Source organism: Limnobacter sp. SAORIC-580, from assembly GCF_013004065.1.
Lineage (GTDB): Bacteria > Pseudomonadota > Gammaproteobacteria > Burkholderiales > Burkholderiaceae_B > Limnobacter > Limnobacter profundi.
The window spans coordinates 329,072-347,767 of record NZ_CP053084.1 but is presented as its reverse complement, the minus strand read 5'-3'; the positions used below and the strand labels follow the sequence as shown (position 1 = coordinate 347,767).

The following is an 18,696-nucleotide window of genomic DNA, read 5'->3' as shown; positions in this document are numbered from 1 at the left end:
GAGCATCGCTTCTAAATGATGCAAAAGCCGCTTGGTGAAAGTCTGTGTTGATCAAAGTCTGCTTATTTTATAGGTTATCATCGGTAGTTATGCCACTTGACAAGTGAAGTCCCATAAATAGTGGCGAACCGGACAACTTCTAGACAACTTTGAGCTTCGCGGGCTTGGCAGCTCTCCAACTACACAACACAGGTTAGAACATCACCATGTTTGGGTTTCTACGCAGCTACTTATCAAACGACTTGGCCATTGATTTGGGCACGGCCAACACGCTAATTTACGCCCGCACCAAGGGCATCGTTCTCGACGAGCCTTCTGTGGTTGCCATCCGCCAGGAAGGTGGCCCGAATGGCAAAAAAACCATCACAGCGGTTGGCCTTGAAGCCAAGCAAATGTTGGGCAAGGTGCCTGGCAACATTGAGGCCATTCGCCCCATGAAAGACGGCGTAATTGCCGATTTCACCGTGACCGAGCAAATGCTCAAGCAATTCATCAAGATGGTTCACGAAAGCCGCCTGTTTTCACCGAGCCCCAGAATCATCATTTGCGTGCCCTGCGGGTCTACTCAGGTTGAACGCCGTGCCATTCGCGAAAGCGCGTTGGGCGCGGGTGCTTCTCAGGTTTACCTCATCGAAGAACCCATGGCTGCTGCAATCGGCGCTGGCCTGCCGGTGTCTGAGGCATCGGGCTCCATGGTCGTCGACATTGGTGGCGGCACCACTGAAGTGGGCATTATTTCCTTGGGCGGCATGGTGTACGCCGGCAGCGTGCGCGTGGGCGGCGACAAATTTGATGAAGCCATCATCAGCTACATTCGCCGCAATTACGGCATGATGATTGGTGAGCCCACGGCTGAAGCCATCAAGAAGCAGATCGGTTCAGCATTCCCCGGCTCAGAAGTGAAAGACATGGAAGTGACCGGCCGCAATTTGTCGGAAGGCATTCCACGCCGTTTCACGATTTCATCCAATGAAATTCTGGAAGCGTTGACCGAACCCTTGAACGCGATTGTTTCGGCAGTGAAGTCTGCGCTGGAACAAACCCCGCCTGAACTGGGTGCCGACATTGCCGAACGCGGCATGATGCTGACCGGCGGCGGCGCTTTGCTGCGCGACCTGGATCGGCTGCTGATGGAAGAAACCGGTTTGCCGGTGCATGTGGCCGAAGACCCGCTAACTTGCGTGGTTCGCGGCTGCGGTCTTGCGCTGGAACGCATGGACAAATTGGGCACCATTTTCACCAGTGAGTAAGTAACTTAAAACGGTTCGAACTCCGGCTTGTTACATAGCCAGCATTGAACCGGCTAAAAGCCTATGGAGTACACACCACCACCGTTGTTCAAACAAGGTCCATCCGCACGCGTGCGGCTGGCCTTTTTTGTCGCGCTTTCGGTGGGTTTGTTGTTTCTCGATTCACGCTTTGCCGCCATGGAAGTGGTGCGCAAAGCAGTGGGCACGGTGCTTTACCCCTTGCAAAAAATTGCCAGCCTGCCCATCGAATGGAGTCAGGCTGGTGTGGACTACGCCACATCGCTGGACACACTCCAATCCGAGAATAAAACCTTGATTCTCGAGCAACTTCAAGACAAACAACGCCTGCACGAACTTGAAACCCTGCGCCAGGAAAATGAAAAGCTGCGCAAATTGATGAACGTGGGCAACACACTGAAAGTAAAGCGCTCCATTCTCAGCGAAATTGTCAGCGATGCACGCGACCCGTTCTCGCGCAAAATAATCATCGGCAAGGGTTTGATTCAGGGTGTCAAAGAAGGCATGCCGGTGATCGACGAATTGGGCTTGCTGGGCCAGGTCACCCGCGCCTTCCCGAGTCGGGCCGAGGTTAGCCTGATCACCGACAAAGAACAGATTATTCCCGTTGAAAACCTGAGGAATGGCATTCGCAGCGTTGCCTATGGCGGGCTGGACGGTGGGCTGATTGAACTTCGCTTCATGGCGGCCAACGCTGACATTGAAAACAATGACCTGCTGGTGACATCGGGGCTTGACGGCGTATACCCCAGAGGAATTCCTGTGGCGAGAGTCATTCGGGTCGAACGAAATTCGCGCTATGCCTTTGCCAGTATTTTCTGTGAACCCATTGCTGGCGTAGAGCGACACCGGTTTGTGCTGGTGCTCGACACCTTCCGCGAAAAAATTGCAAACGATGCGCAGCCAGCCGCCAGTGCACCCATGCCGGGGAATAATGCACCGAACACAGAATCGGCCAGCCCGCCCACCAACAACCCAGTACCAGCCACCGCCCCCACCTCGACAAACACAACGGAGGCTGGCAATGGGAATTAATCCATTCGGCAACTCCGAAATTTTGCGCCCGGTAAACCCTTGGTTCATTGCATTTTCGCTGATGGCTGCCTTGCTGTTCAAATTCATTCCAGTCGACCGAAATTGGGTTACGCCCGATTTATTGGCTTTGGTATTGGTGTTCTGGAACATTCGGCAACCGCGACGAATCGGAATTGGCGTGGCCTGGTGCTTCGGCGCGGCAGTCGACGTACATTCGGCCAGCGTGTTCGGGGAACACGCACTGGCCTACACCCTGCTGTCTTACTTCGCGATCACCATTCACCGCAGGGTGATGTGGTTTTCCCCGATGATGCAAGCGGCCCACATTTTTCCCTTGCTGCTGGCGGCCCAAGCCATCACAGTCATTATTCGGGTGATGTTCGGCGGCACCTTCCCGGGCGCCTGGATATTCGCGGAGAGCGTACTGACAGCCGCCTTGTGGCCGCTGACACAGTTCTTGCTGCTGGCCCCACAAAAACTGCCAGAAAACCGTGACAACGACCGCCCGATATGACCGAGTTTAACCACCCAGAACAAGCCATCAAACAGTTCCGGTTTCGGTTGTTTCTGGCCGGGCTCTTTGTGGTGCTGTTGTTTCTGGTGTTGGTGGCACGCTTGCTATGGTTGCAAGTGATCAGCTATGACAAGTACCAATCCAAAGCGGAAGACAACCGAATCACGATTGTGCCGCTGGTGCCGAACCGGGGTCTGATTCTGGACCGCAACGGGGTGGTACTGGCCAACAATTACTCGGCCTACACGCTGGAAATCACGCCTTCGAAAATCGACAATCTGAACGAGATGATCGACGAGCTGGGCAAGATTGTCGAAATTTCAGCTCTGGACCGCAGACGGTTCAAAAAACTGCGCGCTGAATCCAAACGGTTTGAGTCCATCCCGATTCGCACACGCCTCACCGATGAAGAAGTGGCCCGTTTTGCGGTACAAAGCTTCCGCTTTCCAGGCGTGGAAATTCGCGCTCGCCTTTTCCGTCAGTACCCATACGGTCCCCATGCAGCGCACTTGCTGGGCTACATCGGTCGTATTTCTGCACGGGATCAGGAACGGATCGAAGAACTGGACCAAACCAACAACTACCGGGGTACTGCCTACATTGGCAAAGACGGCCTTGAGAAGCGCTATGAAACCGAGCTGCATGGGCGAACGGGCTTTGAAGAGGTAGAAACCTCGGCAGGCGGGCGGGCCGTGCGCGTGCTGTCACGCTCACCTGCGGTGCCGGGTGAAAACCTGATGTTGTCCATCGATATTCGCCTGCAAGAAGCGGCCGAGAAAGCCCTGGAGGGCAAACGTGGCGCCCTGGTGGCAATTGACCCGCGCAACGGTGACATTCTCGCCATGGTGAGCGCACCCAGTTTTGACCCCAACCTGTTCGTGGAAGGCATTGATTCCGAAAACTGGAAATTGCTGAACGAAAGTATTGACCGGCCATTGCTGAACCGCCCTTTGGCGGGCACCTATCCGCCAGGCTCTACCTTCAAACCCTTTATGGCACTGGCCGCGCTGGAGCGAGGCTTTCGCACCGCATCGAGCACGCTGCGTGACCCTGGCTATTTTGATTTTGGTTCACGCCGGTTCATGGACGACAAAATTGGCGGACACGGCATGGTGGACATGTACAAGTCGATTGCCGAGTCGTGCAACACCTACTACTACATGCTGGGCAGCGAGATGGGCATCGACATTATTTCGGAGTTCATGGGCCGTTTTGGCTTTGGATCGCGCACAGGCATCGACCTGGACGGCGAACGCACGGGTGTGCTGCCCTCTCGGGAATGGAAAGCAGGCGCTTTCAAGAAGGCCGAAGCGCAGCGTTGGTATTCGGGCGAGACCATTTCAGTGGCGATTGGGCAAGGCTACAACAACTACACCCCGCTGCAATTGGCCCACGCCACAGCGGTGCTGGCCAGCGGCGGCATGAACGCAACACCCCGGCTGGTTCGGGCCTTCCAGAACCCGGTCAGCGGCCAGGTGACTGAAAAACCACTGGAAGCTTTTAAACAGCTAAACTTGCAACAACGGCATGTTGATTCAGTCAAACTGGGCATGCGAGGCGCGGTGCTTGAAGGCACGGCCCGCGGCGTTTTCAGGGACGTAAGCTATGAAGTGGCGGGTAAAACAGGAACTGCACAGGTGTTTGGACTAAAGCAGGGCGAAACCTACAAAGACCGTGCTGCCTCGGCCGAACGCCTTCGAGACCACGGCTGGTTTATCGCGTTTTCACCCATGGAACAACCTCGAATTGCCTTGGCTGCAATTGTTGAGAACGGGGGGTTTGGCAGCCAGTCTGCCGCACCCGCCATTAAGAAAGTGCTCGACACTTACTGGCAAATTGAAGCGGAGAACGACCCCTCGATTGTATTGCCGCTACCTCAGGCTGCTGAACAGGCTGCCGATCGAACAATCAGCGGAGAGTCTCTGCCGTGAACCGAAACCGCGCCATTCAACGTGAACCCATTTGGCCGCGAATCAAGCCATTCCTGACCGTTTTTGACCCGGTACTCAGCACGATTTTGCTGTCGTTGGTTGTGTTTGCCTTGATCACCCAGTACAGCGCAGCATTTGATTTCGAGGGGCGATTTATCGACCACTCACGCAACTTGCTGATTGCATTTTTGGTGATGTGGGTAACCGCCAACCTGAAACCCCAATTTTTGATGCGAATCGCAGTGCCGCTGTACGTGGTGGGCGTGGTTTTGCTGATTGCTGTTGAACTGTTTGGCGACATTTCAAAAGGTGCGCAACGTTGGCTTAACCTGGGTTTTATCCGGATTCAACCGTCGGAGATTATGAAAATTGCCATGCCTCTGATGTTGGCCTGGTTTTTCCAGCAACGGGAGAATGTGTCAGGCTGGCGTGAATTCGCGGTGGCTTCGGTTATCTTGGCCATTCCCGGTATTTTGATTCTGAAACAACCCGACCTGGGTACAGCACTGCTGGTATTGGGCTCGGGCTTCTTTGTGATTTTCTTTGCAGGTTTGTCGTGGAAAGTGATCGCTTGGCTCACTGGCTTGTTTTTGGCCAGCCTGCCCCTGTTCTGGACGCTGATGCACGATTACCAGCGCCAGCGGGTGCTCACATTGCTAGACCCCACGCAAGACCCGCTTGGCAAAGGTTTTCACATTATTCAATCGACAGTGGCCGTGGGCTCGGGCGGATTTACCGGCAAAGGGTTTTTACAGGGTACCCAAACCCACCTGGAATTTATTCCCGAACGCACCACCGACTTTATTTTTGCGGTGCTTGCAGAAGAATTCGGCCTGCTGGGTTGCCTGGTGCTATTGACGCTCTACACCTGTCTGATTGTGCGAGGCTTGGTGATTGCCGGCAACGCGCCCACCCTGTTTTCACGCCTGATGGCAGGTGCCATGGCCTTGATTTTTTTCACCTACGCCTTTGTCAACATTGGCATGGTCAGCGGCATTTTGCCTGTGGTGGGCGTGCCTCTGCCTTTGATGAGTTACGGTGGCACCGCCATGGTGACACTGGGTATGGGTGCCGGTATTTTGATGAGTATTCAAAACACCAAAAAACTGATTCAAACCTGAAGGCCTTGCCATGATTGACGCGAGCAAAGCCTGGTTGCAAAACACATTGCCAGTGCAGTTTCAACCCTTCGTCAGCCGCTGGCGCGACAACACCAGCGCGCTGGCCCGACAATTTATTCCATGGTTGCTCAATGGCGAGCACCTGGGCCATTGGGACACCCAACACCAGCAAACCTTTGAGAAAGTTTTCAATGCAGCGGGCCTGGTCTGCGTGAGCACTGGCCAGGGCATAGAGTGCAAACATACAGAAGGGCCACAAGCACTGAGCGCCAAACTGGCCACTGCTGGGAACATGCTGAAAGCCATGGGCCTGGTGCCGGGCTGGCGCAATGAAGAACAATTGTTGCTGACCAGGCAAGGACAGGTGTTGGCCACGGCCGAGCGGGCTTTGTTCAAAACGCTGGGATTTCGCAGCCGAGCAGTGCATGTGCATGTTGAGAACCACAAAGGTTGCGTGTGGACAGGTGTGCGCGCCGCGACCAAGCACGAAAACCCGGGCATGCTGGATAACCTGGCAGCAGGCGGTATTGCAAGCGCTGAGAGTATTGACAACACACTGTGGCGGGAACTGGAGGAGGAAGCCGGGCTGAATTCAGACGATTTTGCCTGGATTGAACCTTTAAACTGCCATGAACTGGTGTTAAGCCGCCCCTTGCTGTATGGTGGCTGGCATTACGAAACAGTCATTCTGTTTCATGGCCAGTTAAAGCCGGGGCGCCGCCCCAAAAACCGCGATGGCGAAGTGGGTGCATTTCAGTTAATGACACCCAATGCCTGCGTTGAAGCAATCAACGCCTGGCAGTTCACCCCCGATGCTGCCCTGTGCTGTGCATTGGCACTGGCCACCACCAGACAAATACGAAAGGAATAACCATGTTGTTGGGCTTAAAAGCCGCCACGTACCGGATAGGTACCACTGTGCTGCTGGATCAGGTTGATTTTTCAATTGAAGAACGTGAGCGCGTGGCCTTGGTGGGCCGCAACGGCACGGGCAAAAGTACACTGTTTCGCATTCTGACGGGCGAAACCACGCCTGAAGATGGCCTGGTGATTAAACAGGACGGCCTGCGCATGACCTGCCTTGAACAAGCCGTGCCCCAGGAACATGACGACACCATTTTTGATGTTGTAGCACAAGGCTTCGGTACCTTGGGCAAACACATCAGCATCAGCCGCACACTGGGTCCGCTGGATCATGATTCTTTGACACCCGCACAGGCCAAAGTGCTTGAAGAAGCACAACATGAGTTGGGCGAGCACCACGGCTGGCATCTGGAAAGCGAAGTAGATCAAATGCTTTCCCGCATGAAGTTACCTGCGGACTTGCCCTTTGCCAAGTTGTCGGGCGGCATGAAGCGCAAGGTGATGCTGGCCAAAGCCATGGTGAGTAACCCCGACGTGCTGTTGCTGGATGAACCCACCAACCACCTGGACATTCCCAGCATTGAATTGCTGGAAGAGCAGATTCGCCAGTTCAAAGGTGCTGTGATTTTCGTGAGTCACGATCGTTCATTCATGCGAAAGCTGGCCACACGGGTGTGCGACCTTGATCGCGGCATGCTGAAAAGCTGGTCGGGCGGATATGAGGGATTTTTGAAAGGCAAGGCGGAATTTCTGCATGCCCAGGAAAAGGCCAACGCGCTGTTCGATAAAAAACTGGCTGAAGAGGAAGTGTGGATTCGCCGTGGTATTGAAGCGCGACGCACCCGCAACGAAGGCCGCGTGCGCGCATTGATGGAAATGCGCAAACAGTTTTCAGATCGACGCAATGTGGTGGGCAGTGCGAAAGTACAGGTGCAGGAGGCTGAACGCAGCGGCAAAGTAGTCGCTGAGATGACCGACATCAATAAACAGTTGGGCGACTTGCCAATTTTGCGCAACTTCACCAACACCATTTTGCGCGGTGAAAAAATCGGCTTCCTCGGCCCCAACGGCATTGGCAAAACCACTGCACTGAAAGTGTTGCTGGGGCAGTTGCCACCCGATTCAGGCCACATCAAGTTGGGCACCAAACTGGAAATTGCCTACTTCGACCAGTTGCGCAGCCAGTTCAATGAAGAAGACACCGCAGTTGAAATTATTGGTGCAGGCAAGGAATTCATTACCATCGATGGGCAGGCCAAGCATGTGATCGGCTATTTGCAAGACTTTCTGTTCACACCCGACCGCGCCCGCCAACCCGTGCGCAGTTTGTCGGGTGGAGAACGCGCAAGGCTGATTCTGGCACAGCTGTTTTCAACACCCTCGAACGTGATGGTGCTGGATGAACCCACCAACGACCTGGACATTGAAACCCTGGAGTTGCTGGAAGAAAAACTGATGGCCTACCAGGGCACACTGATTTTGGTGAGCCACGACCGGGAATTTTTGAACCAGATTGTGACCCGTTGCCTGGTTTTTGAAGGCGATGGTGTGGTGGGCGACTACGTGGGCGGTTATGACGACTGGTTGCGCCAACGCACCACCGACCCCTGGGCCAATGTGGGCAAGACCAACACGCCCAACGCTGCACCACCTGCCCCACCCGCCGTTGCACAACCGACAGTTGCAGCTACTGCACCAACACCTGTCAAGAAGACTAAAAAACTGGGTTACAAAGAGCAACGTGAACTCGAAATGCTGCCCGCGCTGATCGAGAAACTGGAAACAGAACAGGAAGCACTGGTGGCAAAAATTGGTGACCCTAATTTTTACCAGCAAGAAGCCAGCACAGTGACTGCCGCGCAAGCCCGCATGGTTGACCTGGAAAATGAACTGCTGAAAGCGTATGCCCGCTGGGAAGAACTGGACGGCTAGGGATTTACCAGGCAGCGACTAAGGACGAATTCGGCTGGGTTGCCCCTGCGCGGTCAATACCATGCCCAAAGACGCCCACACCTCATCGGCTTCCTTGTAGGCCTTGGCCAGTTGAAGGCGCATGCCATAAAACAGCTTTGCCTCGGGCAAAGTGCCTGCAGTGTCCGGCACCCGTGCCTCCAGCAAACTGCGCGCGGTTTCTTCACTGGCAATGTGAAAACTGCCACTGACCACACGGCCACCGGTCAGGCGCCGTACTTCCCAGGTAAAACTTTGGCCCCACTCAAATTTTGCGGCAGGCGGCAAACTGACATACTCGCTCTCCAGGGGTTCAACCCAAAATCGCTTGCCTCTTGAATCAAACAACATCAAGTTGCCTTCTCTCGGCAAATCGCCCTGAAATATAAATTCCGGATTACGGGTCAACAGCAGCGATCCGTCGATGGGTTGCAAAACGCGAAGTGCGTCACTTTCGGCCGATTCGGTTTTATCAGCTTTGTCACCTTTAACCGGCAACACACCGCGCGGGCGGGTATACAGATTAATCCATTGATCAACCAAATCCAGATGGGCTTGCTCCAGAGGAAAGACTTTCACAGCTGGCCCGCTCAACACGCGAACAGTGTCAGCGATTACCTTGAGCCGGGCGGGTCCGTTGTAGACCCTTCGATTGCCGGTGTTCAAGATCAACACAGAGAATCGCTGCCCGTTGGGCACTGCAATGGTATGACCATGCAACAGGCGTTGGGTGGGAAGGGCACTGTATTGTTGCCCCTTCGGATTGGTGACCACCACCTTCTCAGTGGCGGCCAGGACAAAAACAACGGGCTCATTGGCCTGCGCCACCCCGGTGAACAAAAGGCAGGCGACAAAAGCACACTTCAACCACACGTTCAATACCACCCCACCAAAGACAAACCAATACCCAGATAATCGGATTTGTAATTGTAATCAATCAGGCTTTCGCCATAACCGGTGAAGTATTGCAAATGACCACGCAAGTTGCTGGTGAGCGGGAATGCCCAGTCAAATTGAACAGCGCCCCGAGATTCATCGCCACCGCGAAAGTTATGGCGGGTCAGCAGGGAATATTCATGGCCATTGTGTTTGTGGACCAGCAACATGTCGCCACGGCCCATGAAATCGCTGATGTCGGGGTTGTCATCTTCGGCGGCATCTTCGGCAATGCGCAACCAGGGCCTGAATTGAACCATGGTGTTTTCACGCTCAAACCCGACCATGCCGATCAAGCGATTCCACGATCTCGACAGTGGCAAGGCCCGCCCGTTGGACTGGTGATTCAGGCTCAAGCCCAGTAGGCGAGGTTCCCAACCAGTGGCCTCCCTGAACTCGCTCCAGCTGGAGCGCCAGGTGAAAATCAGCTCTGGTTCATAATTTGTTTCCCGAAAAGGGCGGGAAATGTCCTGGTTCATAACCTGCCAACGGCTGGACTGCGTGTAGCCAAACCACAAATCACCATTGTCACCAAACATATTCTCCATCACCTTGGTTTTCAGGCTGAGCTGAAATTTCAATTCATTGCGATCGAGATTCTCGGGCGCATCGCCCGGCTGCACTGTGTTGGCGGGGTTCGGGCTGGTGGGACGAATGTTCGGTGATTTGTTGTGATACACCGGCAACAGGTAAACAGGCTGGTACGGGCGTATGGAAAAAGTGCCTCGTTTGGCTGAAGGGGCCAGCTCCCAGCGGCGATCCAGCCAGCTCAGGGTGGTGTCTTCGCTGCGTTTGTACAACAACAACCCCCCGTCAATGGCTGCGGCTGCTTCAGGAGCGGAACCATCTTTGACCACCAGGCTTCTGCCTGTGGCATCATCAAAGCAGCGCAGGCGAAGTTGGTCGTCTTCAAGAAACAGGCAGGCACGAAGTGCCTCTTCGTCCAGGGTTTTGTTTTGAATGTCTTGGGCGTTGGCCCAACTGCCCAAGCCGAAAAGGCCCAGCGCAACAAGTAGGGTTTTGTTCATAATCGCGTACTGCGTCAAGCTTGGTTGGCTAGATACTCTCACATTTGGTTACAATTCTTAAATGGTTTCATTCCGCTTCAAAAAATCGTCGGCAAACAAAGACACTTCCACCAGTGGGCAGGGTCGCGAGTTCACCATTGATGAACTTGCGCGCACCGCCAACACCACAGTGCGCAATGTACGTGCCTATCAGGACCGGGGGCTGTTGGCCCCGCCCGAAAAACGTGGGCGCGTGGGTTTTTACAGTGAAGACCATTTGTCGCGACTCAAACTGATTGGGCAAATGTTGGGGCGCGGTTACACCCTGAGCAATATTCAGGAAATGCTGGACGCCATTGACAAGGGTTACGACCTTCGCCAGCTGTTGGGTTTAACGCATGCAATTACCAGCCCGTGGACAGATGAAATACCGAAGAATTACAACCCGGTGCATTTGGCCACCCTGTTTGGCACCAGCTTAAGCCGTGGTGCCCTGGCCAAAACAATTGAGCTTGGCCTGCTGGAACCCGATGGTTTGCGTTACCGTGCACCCAGCCCGAAAATTTTGCACGCCGGTGCGGAAATGGCCAGCGCCGGTTTGCCTTTGCTCGACTTGCTGGATTTGATTGCGTCGCTGCGCGGTCATCTTGAAAGCTTTTGCGACCAAGCCGTTTCGCTATTTGTGAAAGAACTGGACCAGTACGGCGACAACCTGCCACCCAAGGAAGAATTGCCCAGGCTGGCGCAATTGATCTGGAAAATTCGCCCCTTGGCCATGACGGCGATTGAATCGGAAGTGTCACGGGCCCTGCAAAAATCGGCCAGCAAATTTGTGGATGAACGAATTGTGGGCTTGATCGACAAAATGGCAGAGGAAATGCCGAACAATCCTGCGTTTCAACCCACTGGCTGGGTACCACCAGAAGCACCGGCCACGGGCGACAATAAAAACTGAACCGGCGGGTTTACAGCAGCAACAACAAGCGATTGCCGCGCTGATTCTGCTTGGCCTGGTACACGAAACGCCGCGACACCATGCGCATGAATGCCAGACCCATGCCTCCTTCAGGCAAATCGCCCAAACTCAAATCGTCTTGAAAAGAGTGCTCATGGTGCATTTTGCTGAGCACATGGGCTGGAATACTGCTGCCCCAGTCTTCGATCAACACCCCAACTCCGTGCTGAAAGGCCAGCACAGTAAGCTGCGCAGGCTCGGGGCGTTTGTCTTTAAAGCCGTGCAACATGACGTTGGTCAATGCCTCAGACACCACGAGATCGGTGTTGTAACAAACCTCCTCGGTGTAAGCCAACTCTTCTACAAATGCCCGCACCGCACGGCTCAGTACACCGATGTTCACGGTATCTGCAACAGCAGTGAATGCAGTGTAATTCAGGAACTCGCCCAATTTGAAGGCATGCTCGTGCGATGAAAACTCGTCTTGCAGGGTCAAGCCAGTTTGCACAAATTCATCGGCCAATTCAGATACCCGCGCAGAAGGCAAGGCAAGGCGCTGCACTTCAAAACTTTCACGCCACTGAATCCCAAGCAATGACAGGTCACCCACGATATCTACTTCATTGCGACCCGAATCCAGCAGGCGGGAAAACTCCCGGCTCAGCACATCCCCTTGTGTGTCGTCGAGCAACACGGACTGTTGCCAAACCTGGATATCGGGTACGCCCAAAGTGTTTGCGCATTCCCGCGGGTAAAAATAAAGTCGGCTGCCCGGGGCGATCACGCCTTGATAAATGACCTGCCCAACACCAAGGGCCTGCCCCGGCTCGCCGTGCGTGCCCAAAAATGCGGGTGCCAAGCCAGGTTGCGCCATGACCATGGCCCAATCGCCAATACCGGCGACCAACAGGGTACCTTGGTCAAGATTGATCAAGCCATAGAGCAAGTCAAATTGTGGAGGCTCGTCTTTCAGGGACGGCGAAATGCTTGAAAGTTGGGCCAGCACCTGCTCGGGGCTGGCCAGGTAACGCCGAATTTTTGAACTGGTTTCCTCCACGGGAAACAACACGCGCGTGGCACGGGCCATTGAAAACCACCTTGCCAACGCCATCGTTTGCAACGCTGTTGCCGTGTCCTGGCCAGCCATATTCAGCATGAAAAAACCATGCTCATTGGCCTGGGTTTCAAGCAAACCCATTTGTTTGCCACACACATAACCCTGTGGCTGGTAAATGGTTTGAATTGCAAATGGCCAGGGGTACTGCTTGCTTTTGGGCAAAAGGGCCCGTTGAATTCTTGACACTTCACGCATGTCACGTTGCAAGGCTTCATACAGCTGGCTAAGCTCAGTGTGTCTGCGCTCTAAGCCCGTGTGCAAATCTGCGATTCGCTCGGCCGTTTTCAGGCGTACTTTCAACTCACTGGGGTTGACCGGCTTGGTCATGAAGTCATCGGCCCCAACGCGCAAGCTGTTCAAAAGGTCGTCCCGGCTTGCGTAACCTGTGATCATGATGATGTAAGTGTAGGCATTTTGTTTTTGCGCACGCACTTGCTCACACAACTCAATACCGCTCATGCCCGGCATGTCCCAATCGGTGAGCACAAAGTCGGGTTGATGTATTTCAATCAGGGCCAGCGCTTCATGGCCATTCTTGGCGGAATGCACGGTGTAACCCCAACTGTGCAACATGGCCTCGAAAATTCTTAAAAAGCTGCGGGAATCATCAACAATAACAATCGATTTGCCCGCTTTCGCAGGCAAAGAGCTGGGTAGATTGGCCTGAATTTCCTGCAAACGAAACACCAGTTCGGGCACCTGCCGGTCCGCATCTACCACATCACACTGGTCCAATACACCGGGGCGCGGGGCAAGCATCAGAATAGACACGTCGTCCTCAAAACCCTTTTGCTCAATGACCGAGCCGCCCCAATGCTGAACCCGCATTTGAATGCGCTCGGGCAAATCAGACCAACGCCCCTGACTACTTTGCTGATTGACAAAATCGAGCAGGCGTTTTTCTCCAAACGCTTCGGAGCTGGCCGACAAAACTTCAGTGACACCGTCGGAATACAAAATGAGGGCGTCTTCATTGCCCAATGTCAGCTCAATGTCCTCAAAGTCATCGAAATCGAACAAACCCACTGGGTACCCACCGCTGCCCAGCACATTGGCTGGTTTTCCAGCTGACAACAACAAAGGCGAAGGGTGGCCAGCCTGGCACAGGGACACCTGTCGATTGGCAGTGTTGAACACGCCGTAAATCATGGTGAAATAAGAAAGGTCTGATTCAGTTTGCTGAAACAGCCGGTTCAGGCGCGCCACAACGTCGCGAGGGCGCGAGACCAAACGCTGGCCGTCCGATCCCAAACGTCCTTCAAACACAATGCTGGTGGCAGAGCGGTCTGCAAACATTTGAACCAGCTGCATGGACTTGACGGCAGCAGGTATGCCATGACCGGACACATCAAGCAGGTAAAAACCATACACGTCGCGTTGCAGCTCGAACACCTGAAGGTGATCACCGGACACATACTTGGAAGGCACCGACAACCACTGGTAGTTCAGGCCCTGAAACGGACTTTGCGCCTCGGGCAGAAAACTGCGCTGAAGGCCGGATACGGCACGGAGGTCATGCGCAATCACATCGTGGGCATGCGCGAGTTCATTGGTTTTTCGGGCCAGCCGGGCTTGAAGTTCAATACGGCGGACTGCCGACTGCAACCGCGCTTCCAGTTCATTGCCATCGACGGGTTTGGTGAGTACGTCGTCCGCGCCCGCATCCAGCGCCTTGATGAGAAACTCCTCATCATTTTGGGCTGACATCAAAATAATGTAGGTGTACTGCCCAAGGTCTAGCTGGCGCAAGGCAACGCAAAGCTCAGTGCCCTGCATGCCGGGCATTTGCCAATCGGCCAGCACCAACTGGAAGCGATGCCGCTCAACGAGTTCGATGGCTTCCTGGCCGCTGGCTGCAAACTCAACCGGATAACCCCACTTGGCCACCATGTGAACGAACAAGTTTCGCTCAACCACCGAATCATCGACAACCAGGATTCGGGGTAGCTGTTTGTTGGGCTCGTGTTCCGTCACTGTGAATCAGGCCTGCTGTAGAAAGGCAACTGCCTTGGGCATGTCTTCCAGCAGGGAAAATTGTCGGTCCATGCGCGAAAGCTCAAACATCATTCGCACAGATTTGTTCATGCCCACCAAGGCCAGCTTGCCTTGATGATTGGTGATGTTTTTCAGCAGAGCAACCAGAGACCCCAAACCACCAGAGTCCACCAGCTTGACAGCCCCAATGTCCAAAGCGAATTTTTGTGTCAGGTCCAATTTGGACACCACCGCATTGCGGATGATGGTTCCCACGGCACTGTCCAATCGAACCGCGTCTACGCGCAGTACGAAAATATCCCCCACCTCTTCTGTCGAAACCATGTTGTTCGCCCTAAACTGTTAATTCTCTTTTCTTAAAGTGTGCTCTTTTAGACACTTCACGCAATAATTATATAAAACAAGCCCTAGAAATTGAGCATATACAAAAACAATAGGATAACGTGTCGAACTATGCTGCATACTTTTTAAAATATTGATAAATATTGATCAAATATTTTTGAATGCAGTGATTTAAGCAGGCATTTATTAAAAACCTGTTCTTATATTTCAGTCGACCAGCGAACCCACTTATGCGACACCTACTATTCTCAGCGTTTTTTCTATTTTGCCTGACAGGGTACTCACAAGAAAGAGGAGAACCAGCTGCGGTACCGACCGGCCAGGAAACTGCGCCTGCCGTTGAGCGAACCCGCACACTGACATTTGCCCAAATGGGGCAGCCCAACGGGGTTCGGTTGAGTGGGATCAACCGCTTTGTGGACTTGAATTCAGGCATTCGCCTGGACGAATTGGTAACCCGCGCAAGCCTTAGCCTGAGGGTGCTTTACCCACAAGGTATGCGCCACGATCAATCCTTTGTGCGTGTGTATGTCAACAACCAGCTTTCAGGTTTGTCCCAGCTGAGTGTAGCGCGCGCCGGTGTACCGCACACTGTTGAAATTGAATTGGACCCGTTGCTGTTTTCCGATTTTGCAACCATTCGCGTGGAATACGACGGCACCTACGACAGTGAGTGCGTGGACCCGGGCAACCCCACCCTGCGGTTTGACATTCGCCCGGAAAGCACATTGACCATTGGCTCAACACCGCTGAATCTGGTGAACGACCTGGCGCTGCTGCCAGCGCCTTTTTTCGATCCTCGAGACAACCGCAAGCTCCGGTTGCCTCTTGTGCTGCCCGTGGAACAAACCGAAGCCAGCATGAAAGCCGCGGGTATTTTGGCCTCCTGGATGGGTGCGCAAGCCTTTTACCGCCAGGCTGAGTTTGAATTGCTTGAAACTGCATCACCAACGCGCCACACCATTATTCTGACCAAAGGCAAAAAAATGCCTGAAGGCATGAGCGAGGCCGACATTGAAGGCCCCTCACTGATGATTGTGAGTGCCAAAGAAAACCCTTGGATAAAACACCTGTACGTGATGGGCCGCAGCGACGAGGAACTGCTGCAAGCCGTGTATGGCCTGGTGATTGAAGGCCAAGTGCTGAGCGGCCAGAAAGCCCTGGTCAAGAAAGTGGACTTGGGCGCCCCGCGCAAGCCTTACGACGCGCCGCGCTATGTGCCCACCAACCGGCCTGTGCGCTTTGCCGAGCTGATTGATTTTCCTGGGCAACTGGAAGTGAGTTCTGACAAGCCACGCGCCAGCATCAATTTGCGCCTTCCACCCGACTTGTTCAGCTGGGCAGGCCGCAATATCCCCATGGATTTGAAATACCGCTACACAGCGCCTTCCCGCTGGAACGATTCGCTGCTGAACATTGAAATCAATAACTCGCTGATTCAATCCTTCCGTCTTGCCCCACGCTCGGAACAAGTACAAAACAAAATCAATATTGATTTGTTGGGCCAGGCTGAACTGACCAGTGAAGAGGCGCTACAAATTCCAGCTTTCCGCGTGGGTGGCAACAACGAACTGGCCTTTGCATTTGGCTTTATGGCCGAAGGTGGTGGTTCTTGCACGCGGGTAACGCAAGTAGCCAGAGGATCCATCGATCCGGAATCAACCCTGGATTTCTCCAACCTGCCCCACTACACCCGCATGCCGAACTTGACCGCCTTTGCCAACGGTGGTTATCCCTTCAGCATTATGGCAGACCTGTCGGACACAGCGATTGTGCTGCCCGCCAATCCCACACCGCTTGAAATTCGTTCCTACCTGAATGTGATGGGCCTGTTTGGACAGTGGACAGGTCTGCCTGCCACTCGCACCACCCTGATTGTTTCTGACAAGCCCGAAGGCATTGGAACCAAGAACTGGTTGGCCATGGGCACCAGCGATCGCCTGGATTGGCTGAATAATGCCAACATGAATTTGCCCATGGTATTGAACGCCACCGAACGCAGCATGGGCCTGCCACCTGCCATTCAGTGGCTGAAGGGTTTGTGGCAAAGCGATACGGAATTACAACCCAGCGACAGCGCGCGTGCCTTGATTCAAACCGCAGGCTCGCTGGGTGCAATTGTGGGATTTGAGTCGCACCTTGCACCCAAAAAAGCCGGGCTGGTGGTAACTGGCACAGATCAAGACAGTTTTGAGCGCGCAGTGGCTGCCCTGTCGGATTATGGCGACGTTGCTAAAATCAAAGGCAGCGTGAGCCTGATTCGTGGCGATGACATTCAAAGCTACAGCCTGGGAGAAACATACATCAGCGGCGCTCTGCCTTGGTGGTTGCGTTTGCGTATTGCGTTTTCAGAATACCCCGCATTGATTGCGGTGGGTGGTGCCCTGGCTGGGGTGATCTTGGCGATTCTTGCATTTGGCTGGTTGTCTGGCCGGGCATCGCGCCGCACAAAAGGCAATTGACAATGGCCTTGTGGCGTAATTTGTTGCAACGCCTGGGGCAGGGCGCACTACTGCTTGCTGCCACCGCAGCATGCAGCGCCACGCCCGCGCAGGCCTGGCCTGCATGGGACGGTTTCAAAAGTGCGTTTGTGAGCGAGGACGGGCGCGTGATTGACCGAAGTCAGGAAGACCTGCGCACCGTGTCAGAGGGGCAATCCTACGCTCTGTTCTTTGCCTTGGTGGCACAAGACCAAAAGGCGTTTGACGCCATATTGAATTGGACTGAGAACAACCTGAGTGCCGGCGACATGGGCAAACAATTGCCCGCATGGATTTGGGGCAAGAAAGGGGAAAGCTGGGGCGTGATTGATGCCAACAGTGCATCAGATGCCGACCTGTGGATTGCCTACGCCCTGCTTGAAGCCAGCCGCGTGTGGTGTAACCAAACCTACGCCGACAAAGCGCGCACATTGGGTGATTTGATTCTGAACAAAGAAAGTATGGAAGTCAGCGGCTTGGGCTTAAGCATATTGCCAGGCCACACCGGTTTTGTGCTGGACAATGGTGCGGTGAAACTTAACCCCAGCTATCTGCCGCCTTTCATGATGGCCCGCTTTGCCAATGCCTGGGCCGACGACTCGCGCTGGGCCCAAGTTTACCTGGCCAGCCAGAAACTGCTGCTGGACACCGGCCGCACAGGCCAGTATCCCGACTGGGTGCTGTACAACAATGGTGAAATGAGCTTGCCCGACGATGAGCAACGTGGCGATTATGACGCCATACGCACCTATCTGTGGATCGCCATGAGCAGCGAAAACGACCCCACCACAGCGCCCTTGCTGAAACAACTGTCGCCCTTGGCGGCCTTGTTGTTGAAACGCCAGAACATGCCTGAGTGGTTTGAACCAATGACTGGAAAATTTTCCACAGAGCGTGGGCCTTCCGGTTTTCAAGCCAGCATGGCACCTTTTCTTCAAGCCATCGGCATGCCCGAGCTTGCGAAAAAATTTCACACCCAAAGCCTGAAAACTTCGAACAAGGAAGCGTGGCTGAAATACGGTTACTACAACGGCGCCTTGAGCCTGTTTGCTCAAGGGTACATGGACAAGTTTTATCGATTCAATTCCTTGGGCGAATTATTGCCCCGAGGCAAAGAGGTTAAAAGCTGTGGCTAAGTGCAAATCAACTTATGGCCTGCGGGCCCGCACGCTTGCATGGGC

The 18,696-nt window shown here is 54.1% G+C and carries 14 protein-coding genes; 10 read left to right on the top strand and 4 right to left on the bottom strand.

Annotated elements, in window-relative coordinates; all coding sequences use genetic code 11:
* Positions 1–206 precede the first annotated feature (206 nt).
* The 7 genes from HKT17_RS01540 to HKT17_RS01510 all read left to right on the top strand — a co-directional run bounded on the left by HKT17_RS01540 (position 207) and on the right by HKT17_RS01510 (position 8,665).
* Positions 207–1,250: a rod shape-determining protein gene (locus HKT17_RS01540; protein WP_008248080.1), complete on the top strand. Its 1,044-nt coding sequence runs from the start codon at positions 207–209 to the stop codon at positions 1,248–1,250.
* A 63-nt stretch (positions 1,251–1,313) separates the two neighbouring features.
* Positions 1,314–2,303: a rod shape-determining protein MreC gene (mreC, locus tag HKT17_RS01535; RefSeq protein WP_171097359.1), complete on the top strand. Its 990-nt coding sequence runs from the start codon at positions 1,314–1,316 to the stop codon at positions 2,301–2,303.
* Positions 2,293–2,817, top strand: a complete 525-nt coding sequence (gene mreD / locus HKT17_RS01530; protein WP_105028030.1) for a rod shape-determining protein MreD — start codon at positions 2,293–2,295, stop codon at positions 2,815–2,817. The genes mreC and mreD overlap by 11 nt, the downstream gene beginning before the upstream one ends.
* On the top strand, positions 2,814–4,748 hold the full coding sequence (mrdA, locus tag HKT17_RS01525; RefSeq protein ID WP_171097357.1) for a penicillin-binding protein 2: 1,935 nt from the start codon (positions 2,814–2,816) through the stop codon (positions 4,746–4,748). Before mreD ends, mrdA begins: the two co-directional genes overlap by 4 nt.
* Positions 4,745–5,869 carry a rod shape-determining protein RodA gene (gene rodA / locus HKT17_RS01520; protein WP_171097355.1) on the top strand — a complete coding sequence of 375 codons (1,125 nt, stop codon included), beginning with the start codon at positions 4,745–4,747 and terminating at the stop codon, positions 5,867–5,869. Before mrdA ends, rodA begins: the two co-directional genes overlap by 4 nt.
* Before the next feature lie 10 nt (positions 5,870–5,879).
* Complete coding sequence (locus HKT17_RS01515) at positions 5,880–6,740, top strand: NUDIX hydrolase (protein ID WP_171097352.1); 861 nt, start codon at positions 5,880–5,882, stop codon at positions 6,738–6,740.
* A 2-nt stretch (positions 6,741–6,742) separates the two neighbouring features.
* Positions 6,743–8,665, top strand: coding sequence for an ATP-binding cassette domain-containing protein (locus HKT17_RS01510; RefSeq protein ID WP_171097350.1), 1,923 nt, complete (start codon positions 6,743–6,745; stop codon positions 8,663–8,665).
* A gap of 18 nt (positions 8,666–8,683) precedes the next feature.
* Here HKT17_RS01510 and HKT17_RS01505 read toward each other — a convergent pair whose 3' ends face one another.
* Entirely contained in the window at positions 8,684–9,556 is an 873-nt protein-coding gene (locus tag HKT17_RS01505) for a hypothetical protein (RefSeq protein WP_171097348.1), read from the bottom strand.
* A 2-nt stretch (positions 9,557–9,558) separates the two neighbouring features.
* Positions 9,559–10,647 carry a phospholipase A gene (locus HKT17_RS01500; RefSeq protein WP_171097346.1) on the bottom strand — a complete coding sequence of 363 codons (1,089 nt, stop codon included), beginning with the start codon at positions 10,645–10,647 and terminating at the stop codon, positions 9,559–9,561.
* Positions 10,648–10,708: 61 nt separating this feature from the next.
* Here HKT17_RS01500 and HKT17_RS01495 point away from each other — a divergent pair, with 61 nt between their 5' ends.
* A complete protein-coding gene (locus HKT17_RS01495) occupies positions 10,709–11,581 on the top strand; it encodes a MerR family transcriptional regulator (RefSeq protein ID WP_171097344.1) in 873 nt (290 codons plus the stop codon).
* 10 nt (positions 11,582–11,591) lie between these two features.
* Here the strand turns inward: HKT17_RS01495 and HKT17_RS01490 are convergent, their stop codons facing one another.
* Complete coding sequence (locus HKT17_RS01490) at positions 11,592–14,672, bottom strand: response regulator (RefSeq protein WP_171097342.1); 3,081 nt, start codon at positions 14,670–14,672, stop codon at positions 11,592–11,594.
* A gap of 6 nt (positions 14,673–14,678) precedes the next feature.
* Positions 14,679–15,017 carry an STAS domain-containing protein gene (locus HKT17_RS01485; RefSeq protein ID WP_171097341.1) on the bottom strand — a complete coding sequence of 113 codons (339 nt, stop codon included), beginning with the start codon at positions 15,015–15,017 and terminating at the stop codon, positions 14,679–14,681.
* Positions 15,018–15,265: 248 nt separating this feature from the next.
* On the opposite strand from HKT17_RS01485, the gene bcsB reads away from it, so the two are divergent.
* Positions 15,266–17,497, top strand: a complete 2,232-nt coding sequence (gene bcsB / locus HKT17_RS01480; protein ID WP_171097339.1) for a cellulose biosynthesis cyclic di-GMP-binding regulatory protein BcsB — start codon at positions 15,266–15,268, stop codon at positions 17,495–17,497.
* Positions 17,498–17,499: 2 nt separating this feature from the next.
* Positions 17,500–18,651 carry a cellulose synthase complex periplasmic endoglucanase BcsZ gene (bcsZ, locus tag HKT17_RS01475; protein WP_171097337.1) on the top strand — a complete coding sequence of 384 codons (1,152 nt, stop codon included), beginning with the start codon at positions 17,500–17,502 and terminating at the stop codon, positions 18,649–18,651.
* Positions 18,652–18,696: the final 45 nt, after the last annotated feature.